This window comes from Methylophilus sp. UBA6697, from assembly GCF_002454655.1.
GTDB lineage: Bacteria > Pseudomonadota > Gammaproteobacteria > Burkholderiales > Methylophilaceae > Methylophilus.
The window spans coordinates 99,080-114,433 of the sequence record NZ_DKJH01000026.1 but is presented as its reverse complement, the minus strand read 5'-3'; the positions used below and the strand labels follow the sequence as shown (position 1 = coordinate 114,433).

General features: G+C 51.6%; 17 protein-coding genes. 2 read left to right on the top strand and 15 right to left on the bottom strand.

All coding sequences use genetic code 11. The features are described from left to right. The first annotated feature begins 122 nt into the window (after positions 1-122). Positions 123-482: a nucleoside diphosphate kinase regulator gene (gene rnk, locus B3355_RS08445; RefSeq protein WP_292782581.1), complete on the top strand. Its 360-nt coding sequence runs from the start codon at positions 123-125 to the stop codon at positions 480-482. 1,142 nt (positions 483-1,624) lie between these two features. Further along, complete coding sequence (locus B3355_RS08440) at positions 1,625-1,966, top strand: PilZ domain-containing protein (RefSeq protein WP_081624269.1); 342 nt, start codon at positions 1,625-1,627, stop codon at positions 1,964-1,966. An 87-nt stretch (positions 1,967-2,053) separates the two neighbouring features. Here the strand turns inward: B3355_RS08440 and B3355_RS08435 are convergent, their stop codons facing one another. The 15 genes from B3355_RS08435 to B3355_RS08365 form a co-directional block, all read right to left on the bottom strand. Next, entirely contained in the window at positions 2,054-2,704 is a 651-nt protein-coding gene (locus B3355_RS08435; RefSeq protein WP_292782575.1) for an NAD-dependent epimerase/dehydratase family protein, read from the bottom strand. 49 nt (positions 2,705-2,753) lie between these two features. After that, positions 2,754-4,388 carry a hypothetical protein gene (locus B3355_RS08430; protein ID WP_292782572.1) on the bottom strand — a complete coding sequence of 545 codons (1,635 nt, stop codon included), beginning with the start codon at positions 4,386-4,388 and terminating at the stop codon, positions 2,754-2,756. Then, positions 4,360-4,629 carry a DUF3613 domain-containing protein gene (locus B3355_RS08425; protein WP_019883586.1) on the bottom strand — a complete coding sequence of 90 codons (270 nt, stop codon included), beginning with the start codon at positions 4,627-4,629 and terminating at the stop codon, positions 4,360-4,362. Before B3355_RS08425 ends, B3355_RS08430 begins: the two co-directional genes overlap by 29 nt. A gap of 17 nt (positions 4,630-4,646) precedes the next feature. Further along, complete coding sequence (locus B3355_RS08420; RefSeq protein WP_292782567.1) at positions 4,647-5,336, bottom strand: hypothetical protein; 690 nt, start codon at positions 5,334-5,336, stop codon at positions 4,647-4,649. After that, complete coding sequence (locus B3355_RS08415) at positions 5,333-6,250, bottom strand: type II secretion system F family protein (RefSeq protein WP_024930505.1); 918 nt, start codon at positions 6,248-6,250, stop codon at positions 5,333-5,335. The genes B3355_RS08420 and B3355_RS08415 overlap by 4 nt, the downstream gene beginning before the upstream one ends. A 2-nt stretch (positions 6,251-6,252) precedes the next feature. Beyond that, a complete protein-coding gene (locus tag B3355_RS08410; RefSeq protein WP_292782563.1) occupies positions 6,253-7,170 on the bottom strand; it encodes a type II secretion system F family protein in 918 nt (305 codons plus the stop codon). Beyond that, positions 7,170-8,435 carry a CpaF family protein gene (locus tag B3355_RS08405; RefSeq protein WP_292782560.1) on the bottom strand — a complete coding sequence of 422 codons (1,266 nt, stop codon included), beginning with the start codon at positions 8,433-8,435 and terminating at the stop codon, positions 7,170-7,172. Before B3355_RS08405 ends, B3355_RS08410 begins: the two co-directional genes overlap by 1 nt. A gap of 7 nt (positions 8,436-8,442) precedes the next feature. After that, positions 8,443-9,651 (bottom strand): AAA family ATPase, encoded by a 1,209-nt coding sequence (locus B3355_RS08400; RefSeq protein ID WP_047516032.1) that lies wholly within the window; start codon positions 9,649-9,651, stop codon positions 8,443-8,445. Positions 9,652-9,656: 5 nt separating this feature from the next. Continuing rightward, complete coding sequence (locus B3355_RS08395) at positions 9,657-11,039, bottom strand: type II and III secretion system protein family protein (protein WP_242402245.1); 1,383 nt, start codon at positions 11,037-11,039, stop codon at positions 9,657-9,659. A 24-nt stretch (positions 11,040-11,063) separates the two neighbouring features. Then, entirely contained in the window at positions 11,064-11,993 is a 930-nt protein-coding gene (gene cpaB, locus B3355_RS08390; RefSeq protein WP_292782551.1) for a Flp pilus assembly protein CpaB, read from the bottom strand. A 27-nt stretch (positions 11,994-12,020) separates the two neighbouring features. Then, positions 12,021-12,512 carry a TadE/TadG family type IV pilus assembly protein gene (locus B3355_RS08385; protein WP_024930511.1) on the bottom strand — a complete coding sequence of 164 codons (492 nt, stop codon included), beginning with the start codon at positions 12,510-12,512 and terminating at the stop codon, positions 12,021-12,023. Then, positions 12,509-12,958: a prepilin peptidase gene (locus B3355_RS08380; RefSeq protein WP_024930512.1), complete on the bottom strand. Its 450-nt coding sequence runs from the start codon at positions 12,956-12,958 to the stop codon at positions 12,509-12,511. Before B3355_RS08380 ends, B3355_RS08385 begins: the two co-directional genes overlap by 4 nt. 40 nt (positions 12,959-12,998) lie before the next feature. Beyond that, positions 12,999-13,178: a Flp family type IVb pilin gene (locus B3355_RS08375; RefSeq protein WP_019883574.1), complete on the bottom strand. Its 180-nt coding sequence runs from the start codon at positions 13,176-13,178 to the stop codon at positions 12,999-13,001. Between the two features lie 377 nt (positions 13,179-13,555). Beyond that, entirely contained in the window at positions 13,556-14,701 is a 1,146-nt protein-coding gene (locus B3355_RS08370; RefSeq protein WP_292782545.1) for a GGDEF domain-containing protein, read from the bottom strand. 205 nt (positions 14,702-14,906) lie between these two features. Beyond that, a complete protein-coding gene (locus B3355_RS08365; RefSeq protein ID WP_024930514.1) occupies positions 14,907-15,308 on the bottom strand; it encodes a helix-turn-helix domain-containing protein in 402 nt (133 codons plus the stop codon). Positions 15,309-15,354 lie beyond the last annotated feature (46 nt).

Here is a 15,354-nt window from a genome sequence, read left to right as displayed (position 1 = left end):
AGTGATTGTAGTCATATAGGAAACAGTGATGTTCTATTGCACAGGCTTATTCTTTCCAGCTGTAGCTATTATTCTGTCCGCTTGCCCTTGGGGATGATTAGCATTTTGTATGGTTGGAAAATATGGAATCTGAAAACTTAATATTGTCGGATCAGGACTATGCGCGCTTATCGACGCTGACGCATGATGAATCGTTACGGGATGAGCTAGGCCGGGCGATTGTCGTTGCCGCGGATCAAGTGCCTGTGGATGTCGTGAGGATGAACTCACGTGTGATTTACCTGGATCAAAGCAACGATTTAAAAAGGGAAATTGAGTTATGTTTTCCTGAAGAAGCTGATCTTAAACTGGGAAAGATTTCTGTATTTTCACCGGTGGGCACTGCTTTACTCGGATTAAAAGTCGGCCAGGAAATTGATTGGCCATTCCCTAATGGCGAATCCAGACGGCTGAAGGTGGTACATGTGACTCACGTACCTTGAAGTTTTTCGCGTTGATACGAAGCGCCTTCCCGGCACATTCGGGAAAATTTCCCATATGAAAGATAGGCGCTTCCCGGCATTATTCAGTCAGGGCATGCTTTGCCACTAGGACCGTTTAAACTGAGGTGACTTATTTTAAACGGGGTAAAACATTCCCTATCCGCATTCGATTAACTGCATATTGATTCAGTGCTAGAAAAGGCATCTCTTCGGAGGTGCCTTTTTACTTTTCGAGCTTATGTGCACCTGTGCATTTGTCTTTAAAAGCGAGAAGCGTACTATCGAAAGATTTTTTGCGTTCATTAAACGCGCTGGTTTTGCTATTTAACNNTTTAACTGGTCTAACTGATTTTTTAAGCCTTCTAAATTGTCATTAAATTGCTGCTGTTTTGCTTTTAATTGCTGCGTTTTTTCTTTTAATACGGATGAGTCAGCATTAAATTTAGCAATGTCTTTATTGAATTGGTCGACCTGTTGATTGATTTTCTTTGCCGTTGGCGCATCCACTCTCTGGCGCGTTTGCACAGAGAGCGCTTGTTTTCTTTGAGAGAACTGATCATTCAGCGCATTCATTGCTGCAATCTCTGACTGCACCGCACTTGCCTCTTTTTCCAAAGTCAGCCGGGCATTCTGGTTTTCCTGCACACTATTCTCGGCTTTTAATACTTCTTCGTTCATCTGTTTTGTTTCGAGTTGAAAGCTATCAAATCGCTGCCTGATCGTGACATCAGAACTCATGCATTCTTCTAGTTCGTCAAAAGTAATCGAGGGCATGTCTTTCGTCTCTTTGCCCCATACATGGTAAATGCCAGGCAGCCTGATGGTCGATGGTTGCGGCATTTCTTCGGCAGCTAAACGAGCGTTTGCAATGACAGAGAGCGCAACCATGGCGGCTGCAAAAATATGAGTCAGAGTGTTATTCATTTTTTTCGACTAAGTATGTAGTGGTTTTTATGTGCTTAACATGACCTGGCATGATGAAATGCTCAATGAGAGTCATGCCTTACTTTAATGCATTTCTCGTTGTATTTGTTATGGCGGGATAGGATGCGTAAAGTTGATTTACCTGGCTTGGCAATCCCGGTTTTTCAACAGGTGTCTATCATATAATGCCGGGCAATTAAGTCAGTCATAGTTAGTCCATGTCTTCCAGTAGTTTGCACAATACCTCAATAGACAAGAATCGTCGCTCGTGGCACAAGAAATCTCAGTTAGTCGATAGTACGGGCTGTCAATATATCGTGTTTACACACGATATCTCTTTGATGGGAATGAGCCTCTTCGCCGACAAGCAATATAAACCCGGGCAGATATGCAATGTGCATGTGCCAGTATTTGTCGGGTCGGCACTGCGTAATTACCGCTTTAATTGCCGGGTGACGTTCTCTTCGCTGTGTGGCATGAAGGGCTTTAGAACCAATCTGGAGTTTTTGGACGTCTCTTCAGAAAATCGAAGCTTGATTCAGTCGGTGATGGCGCAATAAGCTGCATTCACTGAGCGCGATCATCACACATCCAGCCGGGCATTCCGGTGGCCCTGATCCCTTGATTTCTCTCCTCTGTTGGTTTTTTCATCCATTATTTTGCAGCTCTCCAGAGAGGATGATTTTCTCACCTGACACAGCAGGCACGTGCGTCACCAGGCATGCCGCCACTTTAGAGGCCTCTACAGCGCGCAGGTGCATGGGTAAAAGCGGTGCTAACAGTTTGAAAATAAAAATACCGAGTTTTTCAGCATGTCGTTGCGGCTGCTTTAACGCGTCACGGTCACCTAGCAAAAAAGAGGGGCGCGCGATCACCAAGGTTTCAAAGGGCAGCGTGGAGAGCTCAGCTTCGAGCTCGCCTTTAATGCGGTTATAAAAGAGCATTGAATCAACATCTGCCCCCATGGCGCTCACCAAGCCGAGTCGTTTTGCGCCAGCGGTGAGTCCGGCATTTGCCACGGCCACATTTGCGTCCAGATCTATGGCTTCAAAAGCTGCCCGGCTACCAGCTTGTTTGATCGTGGTGCCTAGTGCCAGATAAATTTCATCTAGCGGCGGCAGTGGGGGTAATTGCTTGAAGTCTACTTGATGCAGGTGGAGCTTGGGATGTTGGCGCGTGAGATCGCGTCTGGACAGCAGATGGATTTCTGAGACCGTATCGTCTTGTAACATGCGCTGCAAGATATGCGAGCCTACCAGGCCTGTTGCGCCAGCAATTAATACTCTGCGATGGGTCACTTGATTCTCCTGCGGTTAAGTCAAGGGGGGATAGACAGCCAGGCCGTCGCTACATGGCCAAAGGCTTGGCTTGACGATATTGCAAATCCTCGAGGGTGACATCCATGCCACCCACCTGGATGCCTAGTAAATTCAGTAGCGGGTCTAGCAATACACGCCCGATCTCCGCCAACAGCGGGCTGACCAGTGTGGAAATCACATTATTCACCAATCCCAGATTCAGTACACTCAGAATGGTCACATTGAGCGCGTTCGATTTTGACAGGGCGTTTTCCAGGCTGCTGCCCACCGGGCTGGAGACCGACTGCATTTGGGGCAAGTGATTCTCCACCGGATTTGCTACTGAATATTGAAGCGTTTGGGCATTGGCTGGTTGAATAGGCAGGTTTAAGCCGATATCTGCAATAGGAATACTCAACAAGGTGGACACTCTTGCTGGTCCCGTACCGGCATTGTTGGTGAGCGTGAGCGCTGCGATGCCGGGGCTGGCGTCTATTTCAACCTCTGATACGCCATCATTTTGCTGTATGGTACGCAGCCCGGCAGAGCCTTGTGCGACTTCGGTATTCAACGCAAGGTCGATGCGCGCCAACAGTGGAATGTTGACCAGAACGCCAACCCTGGCCCTGATTTGCGCCGTTCGCGCGATAGCACATAGGTTGCCACTGCCCGCTGCCGGGCCTACACTCAGTTGGGGCGGTTCAATGACCGTCACTTGCGCGCTGATATTGGTGATAGAGGCCAGGTTGAGTGTTAAAGGCAGGCTGATTGCATTGGTGCCATTGGCAATCATGGCGGCCGTGGTAATCATGGATAATGCATTCAGGGCAACAGCAGCCGCGGCATTGGTGTCAGGTGTGGTCACCGCCAGCACATCCCCCAGCTTGATGGGGACATTTTTGATGGCAATCGCCGCGATACTCTGCATGGCCGAGACCGCTTGCAGATTTGCCGCCCCACTCTGGCCTGCCGCACTGGCGAGCAGATCGAGTAGATCGCCAATTTGCATATTGGTATTGAGTAAATCCTCCAGCGTACCGGCTTGGCCGGACACAGCTAGGATATCGTGCAGCGTGATTTTGGTGGCTGCGATGCCTCGATAAGTCACTGCATCCAGGTTGAGTGGCCCACCCAGCATGCCTCCGAGCAGCCCGTTCAACAGCACGGATTGCTGGCTGCTGAGGCTGGTTGTAAAACTGCCTACACTAAACACGGCTAATGGCGGATCGGACACTGACACCGCTTCCGCCCGCAAGAGCATGGTGCCACCCATCAGCCCACCGGCGACCAGGCTTTTAGCGACTTCTTTTGTCGCCCTGACATAAATCGCCTGATGACTGCCATCAGCGGTAAATTGCCGTATGCCTTGGACGGTATCCAGCCTGCCAAGCAGGACTTGGTTGGGATTGCTGGCAAGTTGTCCGCCGTAGCCATTATTCACTGCCGCTTGCTGCGCCATTTGTACGATATTTTGCAGATTGGCCTGGCAGCCAAGATAGCGTGAGGCATGGATGGCAGACATATCTGCAATCGATTGCAATTGCTTTTGCTGCATCCACAGGCGGCCACTGTCTACCACCAGGGCAGTGAACAGCAATGCCATCAATAGCAGCAAACCGCCGGCAAGGCCGATCGCTCCGCGCTGGGATTGCGCGCTAGCGGGTGGTGGGCATTGCATGCTCATAATACTCTGGGATGGGTTTCTCAAAGCTCTTGATGTAGCGGCTATGCACTTTATCCATCACCTCGCCAGAGACCGGCTGGGCTTGGGGCGAGGCCGCTTTGCCAGAGCGTTGCAGTTCCAGCCATTGTTGCGTCGGCGATAGCGCGCGTGCAGGTGGCTGAACGATGGCCTGGTTGTCTTCCGCCATGGCATGGGTGACGCTGAAAAAGCCGCAGAGGGCGAGCGTAATAAATCGTTTCATGATGCACTCCTTGCGGTTTAAGGGCCTGCTCGACGGTTTTCCGGGGTCATTTTCTTAAGTTGCTGCATTTCCTCGGCGTCGACGCCAAATTGCCTGGCAAAAGCCTCGGCCCTGGCGGTGTCGCCTTGCTGGTAAAGCAGCAGGATGAGGTTATGGGCAGCCTGCCGGTAGTCCGGTGCAAGCTCCACTGCGGTTAAAAACTCGTGCAAAGCCGGTTCTGTTGCGCCCGATTGCATCAGGACGTAGCCATGATCATTACGGATGGTATGTTCCGTTGGCAGTGCATCACTGGCTGCCTGCAAATAGCGCAGTGACTCTTGCAAATGACCGGCATTGCTGGCAATCAGCCCCAGGCCGCGATAGGCGTACCCGGAAACGCAACTGGTGGTTAACTGCTCATAAATGACCTGGGCCTGCAAGGCGCGCCCGGTTTGGCGTAAGCCATGGGCACGCAGCAAGGCCGCCTGTTCATTTTTAATGTTGGCCGCTTCCAGGTGGGCGAGTGCAGCGTGCGGTTTGCCTTCGGCCAGCATCTGCTGAATGAATCCGAGTTTTGTGGTTTCTTCAGCGGACACATCTGTGCAAGCCTTATTGGCTGGGACTTTGATCTGTCGCAGCGATTTTGTATCGGTATCAGCAGCGAGCGCATGTGGCAAGCCATGTAGCCAAAGCCCCGCTAATACCATCATGATGGTGATCGATTTCATAAGCCGTTTGCTCCTTTCAATGCTTTCGCCAGCCCGATAAATCCTGGCCCAGCCAGGAAGATCATCAGTGCTGGAAACAAGAACAGAATCATGACCACTGTCATTTTTGCCGAGAGTTTGCTGACATATTCGCGCAACTCCGAGACCTGGCGTTGCTCGATCAGTGCAGTATATTCAGTCAGTGAATCTCTGATATTGCCGCCATAGCGCGTGACCTGCTTAAGCATGGCAATCGTGTCGTTCAACTCCATCACTTCTAATGGCGCGGCCATTTCGACCAGCGCATCCGATCGGTCTTGACCCGTTTGTATACGTTTGATCACCAGGCCGAGCTCTTCGGCAAGGTTGGGAATCAGGTCTTTGCCCTGTTGCTCGATGACCAGCAGAATATGCTCCATGGACAGGCCTGCCTCAAACAGCATGCGCAGCAGGTGCAAAAACGGCACCACCTCTTTACGGATGGCATCACGCCGGCTTTGCGCTTTCCAGCGCAGCGAGCGGCGAATGAGCACAAAGGTGGCTGCAAACACAAAAAGCAAATGAAATAGCACATTGATCAGGCTGTCCTGGTTCAATATGGCATACATGGCAGAAAAGGCACCAAGTACTGTGGGCAGTCCCCATGCGATTAGCAAGAACGTACATTTTGCCTTGGCACCCGGCCAACCTGCCTGTAGCAGCAAACGCTGCATTTCCTCCATTTCGCTGCGCGAAACCTTGTCCAGCATGTTTTGCAAGGCTTCTTCAAGATCGAGTGATCCTAATTGGGCAGAGATATGAATGCCTTCCTGGTGCAAAGCTTCGCGAAAGCGTCGCTGGATATGTCTTGGGTGGCTATTTTTTTGGGCCGTGTAAAGAAATAGCCCCGCCGCCAGTAACATCAGGATGATAGAGATCGACCAGGCCATATTCATCGTCAAACACTCCGCAACATACGCCAAAGGATGAGTGCCCCCAGCCCTTGAAATACCATGGCGGTCACTATCATGGTTTGCCCAGAGGCATCCTCAAGTAACATGTTCAGGTAGTTGGGGTTGGTTAACATGATGTAGCCAGCGATGACCAGCGGCGTCACTCCCAGCACCCAGGCCGACATTCTGGTTTCGCCGGTCATGGCGGCCAGTTCACGTCGCGCCAGCTCCTGTTGACGCACCATTTTTACTACGCTCTCCAGCATGTCACGCGGGCTGCTGCCGTGGTGATTGCTGATGCGCATGGCCAGCGCAATCAGGTTCAGTTCACGCAGATTATGTAACTTGGCTGCCTCTGACAGGCTTTCGATCATATCTGCGCCCAGGTCCGCTGCGCGCACCACGCGATCCACCACGTCGCGTAATGGCGTCAGTGCCTCGCTTGCCGCAAAACGCATAGCGCTTTCCAGGCTGCGGCCGGTACTGAGACTGCGCAATACCTGATCAATAAACAGGGGGATCTGGGCAACGGTTTGTGCCCGACGCCGATGCAAGCGGCTGTATGGCAGCAAAAAACCGAACACAAAGATCGCGGCACTGAAGATCAGCACGGCGCCCACAAAACCATAGATAAGCCAACCCACCATGCCTGTGAACATAAAGGCGACCGGGATGCCAACCATATGCTTTTTTTGCAGCTCGAACCCGGCATAGATAGAGGCGCGCACCTTAAGCAGGTGCCAGTAACTTTGCTGGTCGCCGGGTGCGACGCCGGAGACAGTACTGCCATACGGCAGCACTTCTCTGAAATGAAGCATCATGCGTTCGCGCAAACGTTTCTGTTTGCTGTGTCTGAGCATCCACACGGCGAGTAGCAACATGCCTATGGCGCCGACAATGAACGAGATGGCCAGTGTATTCATTACAGTTTCCTGAACGCCAGGTCTTGTAACTTTTTATTGCAGGGACGGACCATCGGGTGTGCAAAATGCCCGGTATTGGCGTCATAAGCATAGAGTTCATTCAGCACGAAATGACCATCCCGTACCCCTGCAATCTCGGTAATCGAGATCACTTTGCGTTGCCCGTTTGGCATACGGGCGATTTGCACCACCAACTCAATCCCGGCGGCGATCATTTTGCGCAAGGTGGCTTCTGTGCCGTGGAATTTGGCTAATCCGGCCAGCATTTCGAAACGCAACATGGCATCTTCCGGACTGTTGGCATGCACGGTACTCATACATCCGTCATGTCCGGTATTCATTGCTTGCAGCACATCCATCACTTCTTCGCCGCGCACTTCGCCCAGTACGATACGGTCTGGCCGCATGCGCAAAGAGTTTTTCACCAGTTCACGTGCAGTGATTTCACCATGGTCGTCGATATTCGATGGCCGGGTTTCCAGTCTGACCACGTGTTCGTGCTCCAGTTGTAGCTCTGCGGCATCTTCAATGGTGACGATACGCTCGCTGTGGGGGATAAAACGGCTCAAGACATTCAATAAGGTTGTTTTACCGGCGCCCGTCCCGCCACTGACAATCAGGTTGCAGCGGCGCTCAACAGCGGCGGTCAGAAATGCCAGCATATCGTTGTCTAATGTGCCGTATTGCAGCAAATCACCAGACAGCAAGGGTTGCTTGCGGAATTTACGAATAGACAGGCAAGGGCCATCAAGCGCCAGCGGCGGAATAATGGCATTGACCCGGCTGCCATCCGGCAAGCGGGCATCCACCATGGGGCTGGCTTCATCAATACGACGGCCCAAGTGTGCGAGAATGCGGCGAATCACACGTAATACATGTTCGTTATCAATGAAGCGCAACGAGGTGGTTTCGAGTCGCCCATCCCGTTCTACAAAAATCTTTTTAGGGCCGTTCACCAGAATATCGTTAATACGGTCATCCTTGATCAGGCTTTCCAGTGGGCCATAGCCCGCCAGCTCATCCACGACTTCCTCGACCAGGTTATCCAGGTCGTAACCACTGATGGGCAAGTGCCGTTCGGCGACATAGCTGATCACCTTCTCCCGCACATAGTCTGCGATGTCACTGCGGGCGAGGTCAAGCAGGCCGATATGGTCACGTTCAATTTCTGCAATCAGGTGCTGATGGAGTTGAAACTTGAGCTCCTGATAGTCTTGCGCCTGTTTCAGGCCATAATCAAATCCACGTAGCTGCAGGTTCATCATTGCCTCTCTAGTGCTTTTCACGCAGAGGCGTGATCGCAGAAATCAGTTTGTGAAGCAGACCGTCCTTTTTCTCTGAGGCAGAGACGGGGGCGTCCAGTAGTTTGTCAGCCAGTTTGCGTACACTGACGCTGTATGGGTCATTCGGCGACAGCTCAAACATGCTTTCCCCTGAATTCATGGTGGCCAGGCGCGCCATGCCTGACGAGGATAGGGTGGCCAGCAGCGGCAGGCCAAAAGACTGGGCAATACTCTCGGCATCAGGCGGCATTTTTGACAGGTAATGATCTACCACAACACCCGCGCCACTCAATGCGACTTTTTCTTCTCGCAGATGTTTGATCAGTTGCATATTCTGTCGGCAGCTAGGCACACTTTGTTCGACTAACAGCAGCACTTGATCGACATTGCCTAATAACAGCAGCAGGAAATCCGAACCGACCATGCCACCAAGATTGACGATGATTCTGGGGAAGTGTCGACGCAAACTCCGTAACAGCACGCATACATCTGCTGCCGTGAATTGTGCGCCTGCCCAGGGGTCTTCCGGCATTGAGAGTACGGTGAGGCCACTTTTATGTCGGCCAAAGCCGGTCTGGATCAGTGTGGAGTCGATTCTGCGCAGGCTGCGAATGGCATCAATAAAACTGTAGGACGAGGTCAGCCCCAGGTATAACATGGCATCCCCGTGCGGGACGCCGAGGTCAAGCAGCAGGGTAGGTTCCGTCTCTTGCACGGCCAGGGCCAGGTGCAGGGCCAGCATCGGTGAATCACTGCCAGGTCTCGCACTGATCACGGCAGTGATTTTGCCGCCATGATCTGCTTGCGGTGCATGCAGTGCCGCATCGCGAGGGGTCAGGCGTTTGACTTCAGCCACCACTTCGCTGGCACGGGTATCGGTCTTGATAAAGTCGCGCGCACCCAGGCGCATCACCGTTAATAGCAAATTCTGGTCAAAAGAGTCTGCAACGACGATCACCGGCAAGAATGGTTTGGCTGCAATAATGCCTTCAATCAACTGCGCCTCTTGCCGATAGTCGGCGGGATTCAGCTGGATAAAAATGGTGGTAGCGCCCACTGCATCCGAGAGTTGTACTATGCGCTCTGTTGCAGGAGAGTCACCGGGAATCACATCCCCTTCATCCTTGAGTGATTGGCTTAACCATTGCAGGCATTCCTGGGTCTGGGTGATGGCAATATAGCAGTTGCGTTCACTCATCTCGATTACCTCGAAAAACCGGTGGCAGGGATGCCAGCATCTGGCTGGGGCCCTTTTTGGAAAAACAAGTCACTAAAACTGGGGTTGTAATCACGCAGGTTGCCGCCCGGCAATACGGGCATGGCTGCATCTTTGGCAATGGGACGCACCAGGTGTGGGGTCACGATCATCAACAATTCCTTATCTTCACGTTCGAAGCGGGTCGAGCGGAAAAAAGCGCCGATAATCGGTAAATTTCCCAACCCTGGCAATTTGTCCACGTTTTGCAGCGTATTACGGCTGACCAGCCCGCTAAGCACAAAACTTTCGCCATCCCCTAAAGCCACGCTGGTGTCCGTCCTGCGCACACGCAGGCCTGGCACGGCCACGCCGCCACTTTGCACCGCATTGGAGAAGTCGATTTCACTGACTTCAGGCGACACCTTAAGGAATATTCTGTTTGCATCCAGCACGGTGGGCGTGAGCATGAGGCGCACCCCGTATTCTTTGTAGCGTATGGTGACGGTGCTATCGCCCCCGGCGCCAGCGCGGATGGGTACCGGAAACTCGCCACCCGCCAGGAAGCTTGCACTTTGGCCAGAGAACGCGGTCAGGCTGGGTTCTGCCAGGGTGTAGGCAAAGCCATTGGACTCCAGAATGCTCAGTGCACCGAGTAAACCCCGACTGGCATTCCCAGCCACAAAATTGAAGGCACTGGCTGTAGGCAAAAAGCCTGAGGCACTATTGAGGATGAAATCTTCACTAGGGTTACCACTAAAGGTCCCTGTCGGTCCCTTGTTAACACCGTTAAGATTGCCTGGGGACCCTAGGGCAAGCGTGGAGTTGCGACCATTTTTACCCAGGAAAAAACCTGCGCGCATCATATTCTGGCGGCTGACTTCTACCACCTTGATATCAATCTGTACTTGGTTGTCAAAGTTGCTCAACGTGGCGTCCATGGGCGCCTCGGCCTTTTTATCTATCGCCTGGCGTGCTAATGCGTGTTCTTCCAAGGAGTCTGCATCGCCAGCAATCGCTACCTGGCTGCCTGCCGGTAATAGTTTGATCGATTTGGAAAATTGCAGCCTTTGCTTTTCAATCGCCGTGCTAATGCTCACGCTGACCTTGATCTGCTTGGCGGGCGCTGCCGCCTGTTCGCTCTCCCAGATTGAAATCTCGGTCGCGCCCGGCTGTTTACCTGTAATCATGAGATTACGCGATGTCAGCATAGTGATATTTGCAATGTCCGGGTTACCTACCGCGACACGTTTGACCGCTTTGGCATGTACATACACCTGCTGGGTCCCGACAACCAGGCTCAGCTCATTGGGCTCCTCAGCCTGCGCAAGCAGCGCCAGGCTGCATAGGCAACTCAGCAGCATTGACCAGGCATATTTCATTGTTTGCATGATGTATCCTTGGCTTTCTTATTGTTATTTTTTCACGTTGACAACGTCTACCTGCTCACCGCGATGAACAATAATGCGTTGCCGTTTTGTGGCAGGCGTATGCTGTTTCACGGCAACTTTAGTGGTCTCCGCTGTGGTGCTAACCGGAGTGGCGGGCGCTATCCCTGCAGGCTGGGAAACTTCGCTAAGGCGGACAAACTGGTTGGTTGTCGTCGCTGATGCAGCTGTCCCAGGCAGTGGTTCGCCGCGCAGGGCTAAACGCAATATGCCCGTGCTATCTGCCAGCATCAGTTTTGACGTATCTTGTGCATGTACCGCCAGAATGGCAGAACGACTGTCCCGGCCATTTTTGCTGTCGATCCGGCTATTGCTCAGCCCCAGCTTGTTTGGTGTTGCTTGAGCGACTTCTTCCTGTGGGATGGGTTCAGGCTCTCCCGTCTGTGTACCGTAGGCCAGCACTTTCACATTGGTCAGCACCACTTGGCTGGAACTCACTTGCCCGGTTTCCTGGTCTCTGTGCAAATACAGCAGCACGTCTACACGATCCCCCGGCTTGATAAACCCCCCGACCCCGATCACTTCATTGACCTTGATGGCAACTGCACGCTCATCAGGCGCAAGTCCCTGGCCAAATACATTCTTGGCAGGAAAGTGCGAGGTTTTGAATGGCGTATCTTTCATGATTGTGCTGGTGGTTGCTTTACCTATCAGGTGTTGTGGGTCACTGAAGGCCTGCTTGTCATGTTGTTGCGTGGTAGCTACTTTGAGGTCTTCAGCGGTCAGCACGTGCCCGGCGGCAATATCGTTTGTGGCCAACACGTGTGAGTACGAGGGCACGACAACGGTTAATGACTCCGCAGGTTTTTTGTTGCTGATCCGATAACCGAGATAGCCGGTAACGATGGCGGCGATCACCATCAATGCCGCTAATATACGCAGGAATGTACTGTTCATGATGTCATCCTCCGTGTGGTGTCTTTTTTAAAGTTCGATCACTGCTGTGCCCGCCAGATCGGCAGGTACCCTGGGGATCTGGCCAATCACAGGTAAGGTCAGCATGGGGATCAGGGGGTCATTGGCATAACTGCTATACACCACGCGAACAGTCAGCTGGTTGCCATTCATAGACAATTGCACTTTGCTGTTAGCGGAACCCAGTACTTTATCTTTTGGCTTGGCAGGCAGCCAGTTCAGTGAATTGCCAACCACCGTTCTGACTCTTGGATCTACGCCATTGCTGAGATAAGCCGAATTATTGGCATATGCCAGACGATCCACTGCAATCGCCGCCCGCGCTCCTTCTTCCACCGCATGCACAAACGCAGATTGCATGAGCATCACAATGGCGTAATTCACCATGGCGTAGAACAGCGCAAAGAAAATAAGAAACAGCATCACAAACTCAATCGCAACCGATCCTGTTTGTGTGCCCAATCGTGGCAGGCGGAAAATTTTATTGATTGGTTTTATCATTTCACCATTCCTATGACACAGAGTAGTCCCGCGCTTAAGGCGGCCCCAAAAGGCATCCACCGTTTGGGGATTGCTTGGTTTGTCCTTAATCGAATGAATAGCATGTACACCAGGCCGAATACGCTTGCCAGCATGGCTGCAATCACGAAGGTGAGCAGCATCGTGTGCCACGGGCCAAGTAAAGCAATGACCAGCAAGCATTTGACATCACCGGCGCCCAGCATGCGTGCAGCATAAGCTGGCAATGTCAGTAGCAGGCTGGCGACGACACCAAGCGCGACAGATTGCCAGTTTGCGCCAAGCATGGCTTGCCCGGTGATCAGCAACCAGCCTATGGCGATCAAGCCTAACCCAAGCGTTAAGATGTTTGGGATACGCCTTGCATACAAATCCGCCAGGCCGATCCCCAGGCACCAGACAATGATGATTGTTTCTGCGATAGGCATAGGCTGCATTCAGTGTGCAATTGCCTGATGTTCGCAGTGATTATGGAGTGAGTGCTGTTGAAATCTGGGTAAAAATGTCGGAAATGAGGCCGTTAATCGGCTTCACGAAAGTGACCAGGGCAATGGCTACCATCGCTGCAAGCAGTGCGTACTCAATGGCGCTGGCACCTTCTTCGTCGCGCAAAAATTTTGAAATGACTACTTTAATCGTGTTGTGCATTTTGATTCCCCGAGTATTTTTTTGGGCTTGCTTTGACTTTAAGTTGTCGGCATAGACCCAAATTAATTTTACAAATGACAAAACCAACTTCTAAAGAGCGACTGAAATGATTGCTGCAGTGGGTCAGGCTTCATTGCTTTACCCAAAAAAACATTTATGTAATTTTTATAGCAACTAATGTGCCCACTTTACAACTGGTATAAGCATTATTTAAATTGTTTTTTTATAACTGTTTGATTTTTAGTGATTTTTGTTGAAAATAATTTACTATGTCTTGGCTGAAAATGCATTGGCCTTGTTTACAATTTTTGTCTAGGGATGACAAAATATGACAGAGATGTAAAAGTCTTTGTAACATTCGAGGGCATGCAAGCCCTTTAGACTTCTTTTGTGGGGCTTAATATTTGCCATTCGGCGCGATTGCGCCCATTTTCCTTGGCGCGATAAAGGGCTTTATCCGCTTCTTCTATCAGTTGTTGCATGCTGTTTTCCATCGTTGGCACGATGGTTGCAATGCCCATCGAAATGGTGACGATTTCATGCGTGGATTGTTCGTGCCGGATATTGAGCTTCTGGACAGCCGTCAGCATGCTGTCGCTGATATTGCGTGCTTCGTTTAAGGGTGTGTGAAACAGCACCACCGCAAACTCTTCACCACCGTAACGGGTGACTGAGTCGCCTGTTCTGCGCGCGCAACTATCCAGTGCTGATGCAACTTGCCTAAGGCATTCATCCCCTGCCTGGTGACCATAACTGTCGTTGAATTTCTTGAAGAAATCCACATCCACCATCATTAATGACAGCGGCACTTTGGCGCGGGAGGCTTGCGCCCAGGTCGTTGCCATGTTGGCATCAAAACTTCGGCGGTTGCCAATGCCGGTCAGGCGATCTTCCCAAGAGGCCTGTTCTGACGATATTTGTTTGAGCAAGACATCAATCAGAATTTTGCGTACTTCGCTTGCCGATGCCCACAGTGTTGCACCCACTACCACCAGGATGACCAGCACCATATGTAAGGTTTCAAAATCCAGGAACGGTGTCGCCAGCAGCAGGGGCGCATAGACGCCAATCGCAAAGGCAAAGAAAATCGGCAGGAATACGACCAGACGCGGCAGTGCCACGATGACCGCGATGAGCATAATGATCAGAATAGCGGCTTTGCTTGAGCGACCCAATAGCGGCAGTGCGATAGAGAGCGCCCCCCAGCCCAGCCCAGCCATGCCTGCGGCCATGACATGTCGGTTGATGCGTGCCAGTTCAATGCTGACATTGGCCGAGAGAAAGTCCAGGCGCCCCAGCCACCAGTGCCAGGCATGTGCAATCAGCAGCCAGGCGTACCATGCGCCTGCATAGACGCCGCCGATGTCCCAGGCCAGCATGGCAGCAGCCACCAGGCCACTGAACAATACAATCAGCTTGCCACTGTTTTTGCCGCGGTACACGTGGCGCAGCTCTTCACAGGCAAGATCATGCGGATTGAACTCCAGAGTCTTAATGGCACTTTCTCTTGTTTTATTGACCACGTTCAATCCTGTTCTAATGCGTTGATTATTTGAATGTGGCAATCGGCAGTTACAGCACTGAACATGACCGGATGCCAACGATTTATCGCATGACGAGTGTGCTTATTATGCTGCATTTTGTAGGACTGTGCCTGTTAGCTTGCTGCAAATTGTACGGCTAGTCCGGTCTAGGTCTGGTCAGGGCAATTTATGGATATTGTGTGCTTTAATCGCTGCCAGTCAGCCTGCCTTTGATGGCTGCTTTCATCAGCCTTCTGAAGGATGGGCACTCCAAGTGTGACGGCGCTTGACACACAGCGGCATGCTTGAGGCAATTGCTCATGATGGTGAGTCGTTGAATGGTCTCGTCGATATGTGCCGCTTTATCCAATAGCTTATTGCGATCCACCAGGTGTTGTTGGTTTGCGGCAAACATGGTGCTGATTTCTTGCAAGGAGAAATCAGCACATTTGGCCAGGGAGATCAGGGCCAGTTGATCCATTACATCCGCTGAGAAATATCTTTGCAGGCCTCTTCTGCCCAAGGATTTGATTAATCCTATTTCTTCGTAATACCTGAGCGTCGATGCTTTGATCCCTGTCTTTTTCACGACTTCAGAAATGTTCATTTCAGGCTTGACCTCAAGTTAGCTTGAACTTGTATAGTGCTTTACA

Coding starts and splice junctions, on each gene's coding strand:
- rnk (WP_292782581.1), top strand. CDS start 123: ATGGAATCTGAAAACTTAATATTGTCGGATCAGGACTATGCGCGCTTA.
- B3355_RS08440 (WP_081624269.1), top strand. CDS start 1,625: ATGTCTTCCAGTAGTTTGCACAATACCTCAATAGACAAGAATCGTCGC.
- B3355_RS08430 (WP_292782572.1), bottom strand. CDS start 4,388: ATGAGCATGCAATGCCCACCACCCGCTAGCGCGCAATCCCAGCGCGGA.
- B3355_RS08425 (WP_019883586.1), bottom strand. CDS start 4,629: ATGAAACGATTTATTACGCTCGCCCTCTGCGGCTTTTTCAGCGTCACC.
- B3355_RS08420 (WP_292782567.1), bottom strand. CDS start 5,336: ATGAAATCGATCACCATCATGATGGTATTAGCGGGGCTTTGGCTACAT.
- B3355_RS08415 (WP_024930505.1), bottom strand. CDS start 6,250: ATGAATATGGCCTGGTCGATCTCTATCATCCTGATGTTACTGGCGGCG.
- B3355_RS08410 (WP_292782563.1), bottom strand. CDS start 7,170: ATGAATACACTGGCCATCTCGTTCATTGTCGGCGCCATAGGCATGTTG.
- B3355_RS08405 (WP_292782560.1), bottom strand. CDS start 8,435: ATGATGAACCTGCAGCTACGTGGATTTGATTATGGCCTGAAACAGGCG.
- B3355_RS08400 (WP_047516032.1), bottom strand. CDS start 9,651: ATGAGTGAACGCAACTGCTATATTGCCATCACCCAGACCCAGGAATGC.
- B3355_RS08395 (WP_242402245.1), bottom strand. CDS start 11,039: ATGCAAACAATGAAATATGCCTGGTCAATGCTGCTGAGTTGCCTATGC.
- cpaB (WP_292782551.1), bottom strand. CDS start 11,993: ATGAACAGTACATTCCTGCGTATATTAGCGGCATTGATGGTGATCGCC.
- B3355_RS08385 (WP_024930511.1), bottom strand. CDS start 12,512: ATGATAAAACCAATCAATAAAATTTTCCGCCTGCCACGATTGGGCACA.
- B3355_RS08380 (WP_024930512.1), bottom strand. CDS start 12,958: ATGCCTATCGCAGAAACAATCATCATTGTCTGGTGCCTGGGGATCGGC.
- B3355_RS08375 (WP_019883574.1), bottom strand. CDS start 13,178: ATGCACAACACGATTAAAGTAGTCATTTCAAAATTTTTGCGCGACGAA.
- B3355_RS08365 (WP_024930514.1), bottom strand. CDS start 15,308: ATGAACATTTCTGAAGTCGTGAAAAAGACAGGGATCAAAGCATCGACG.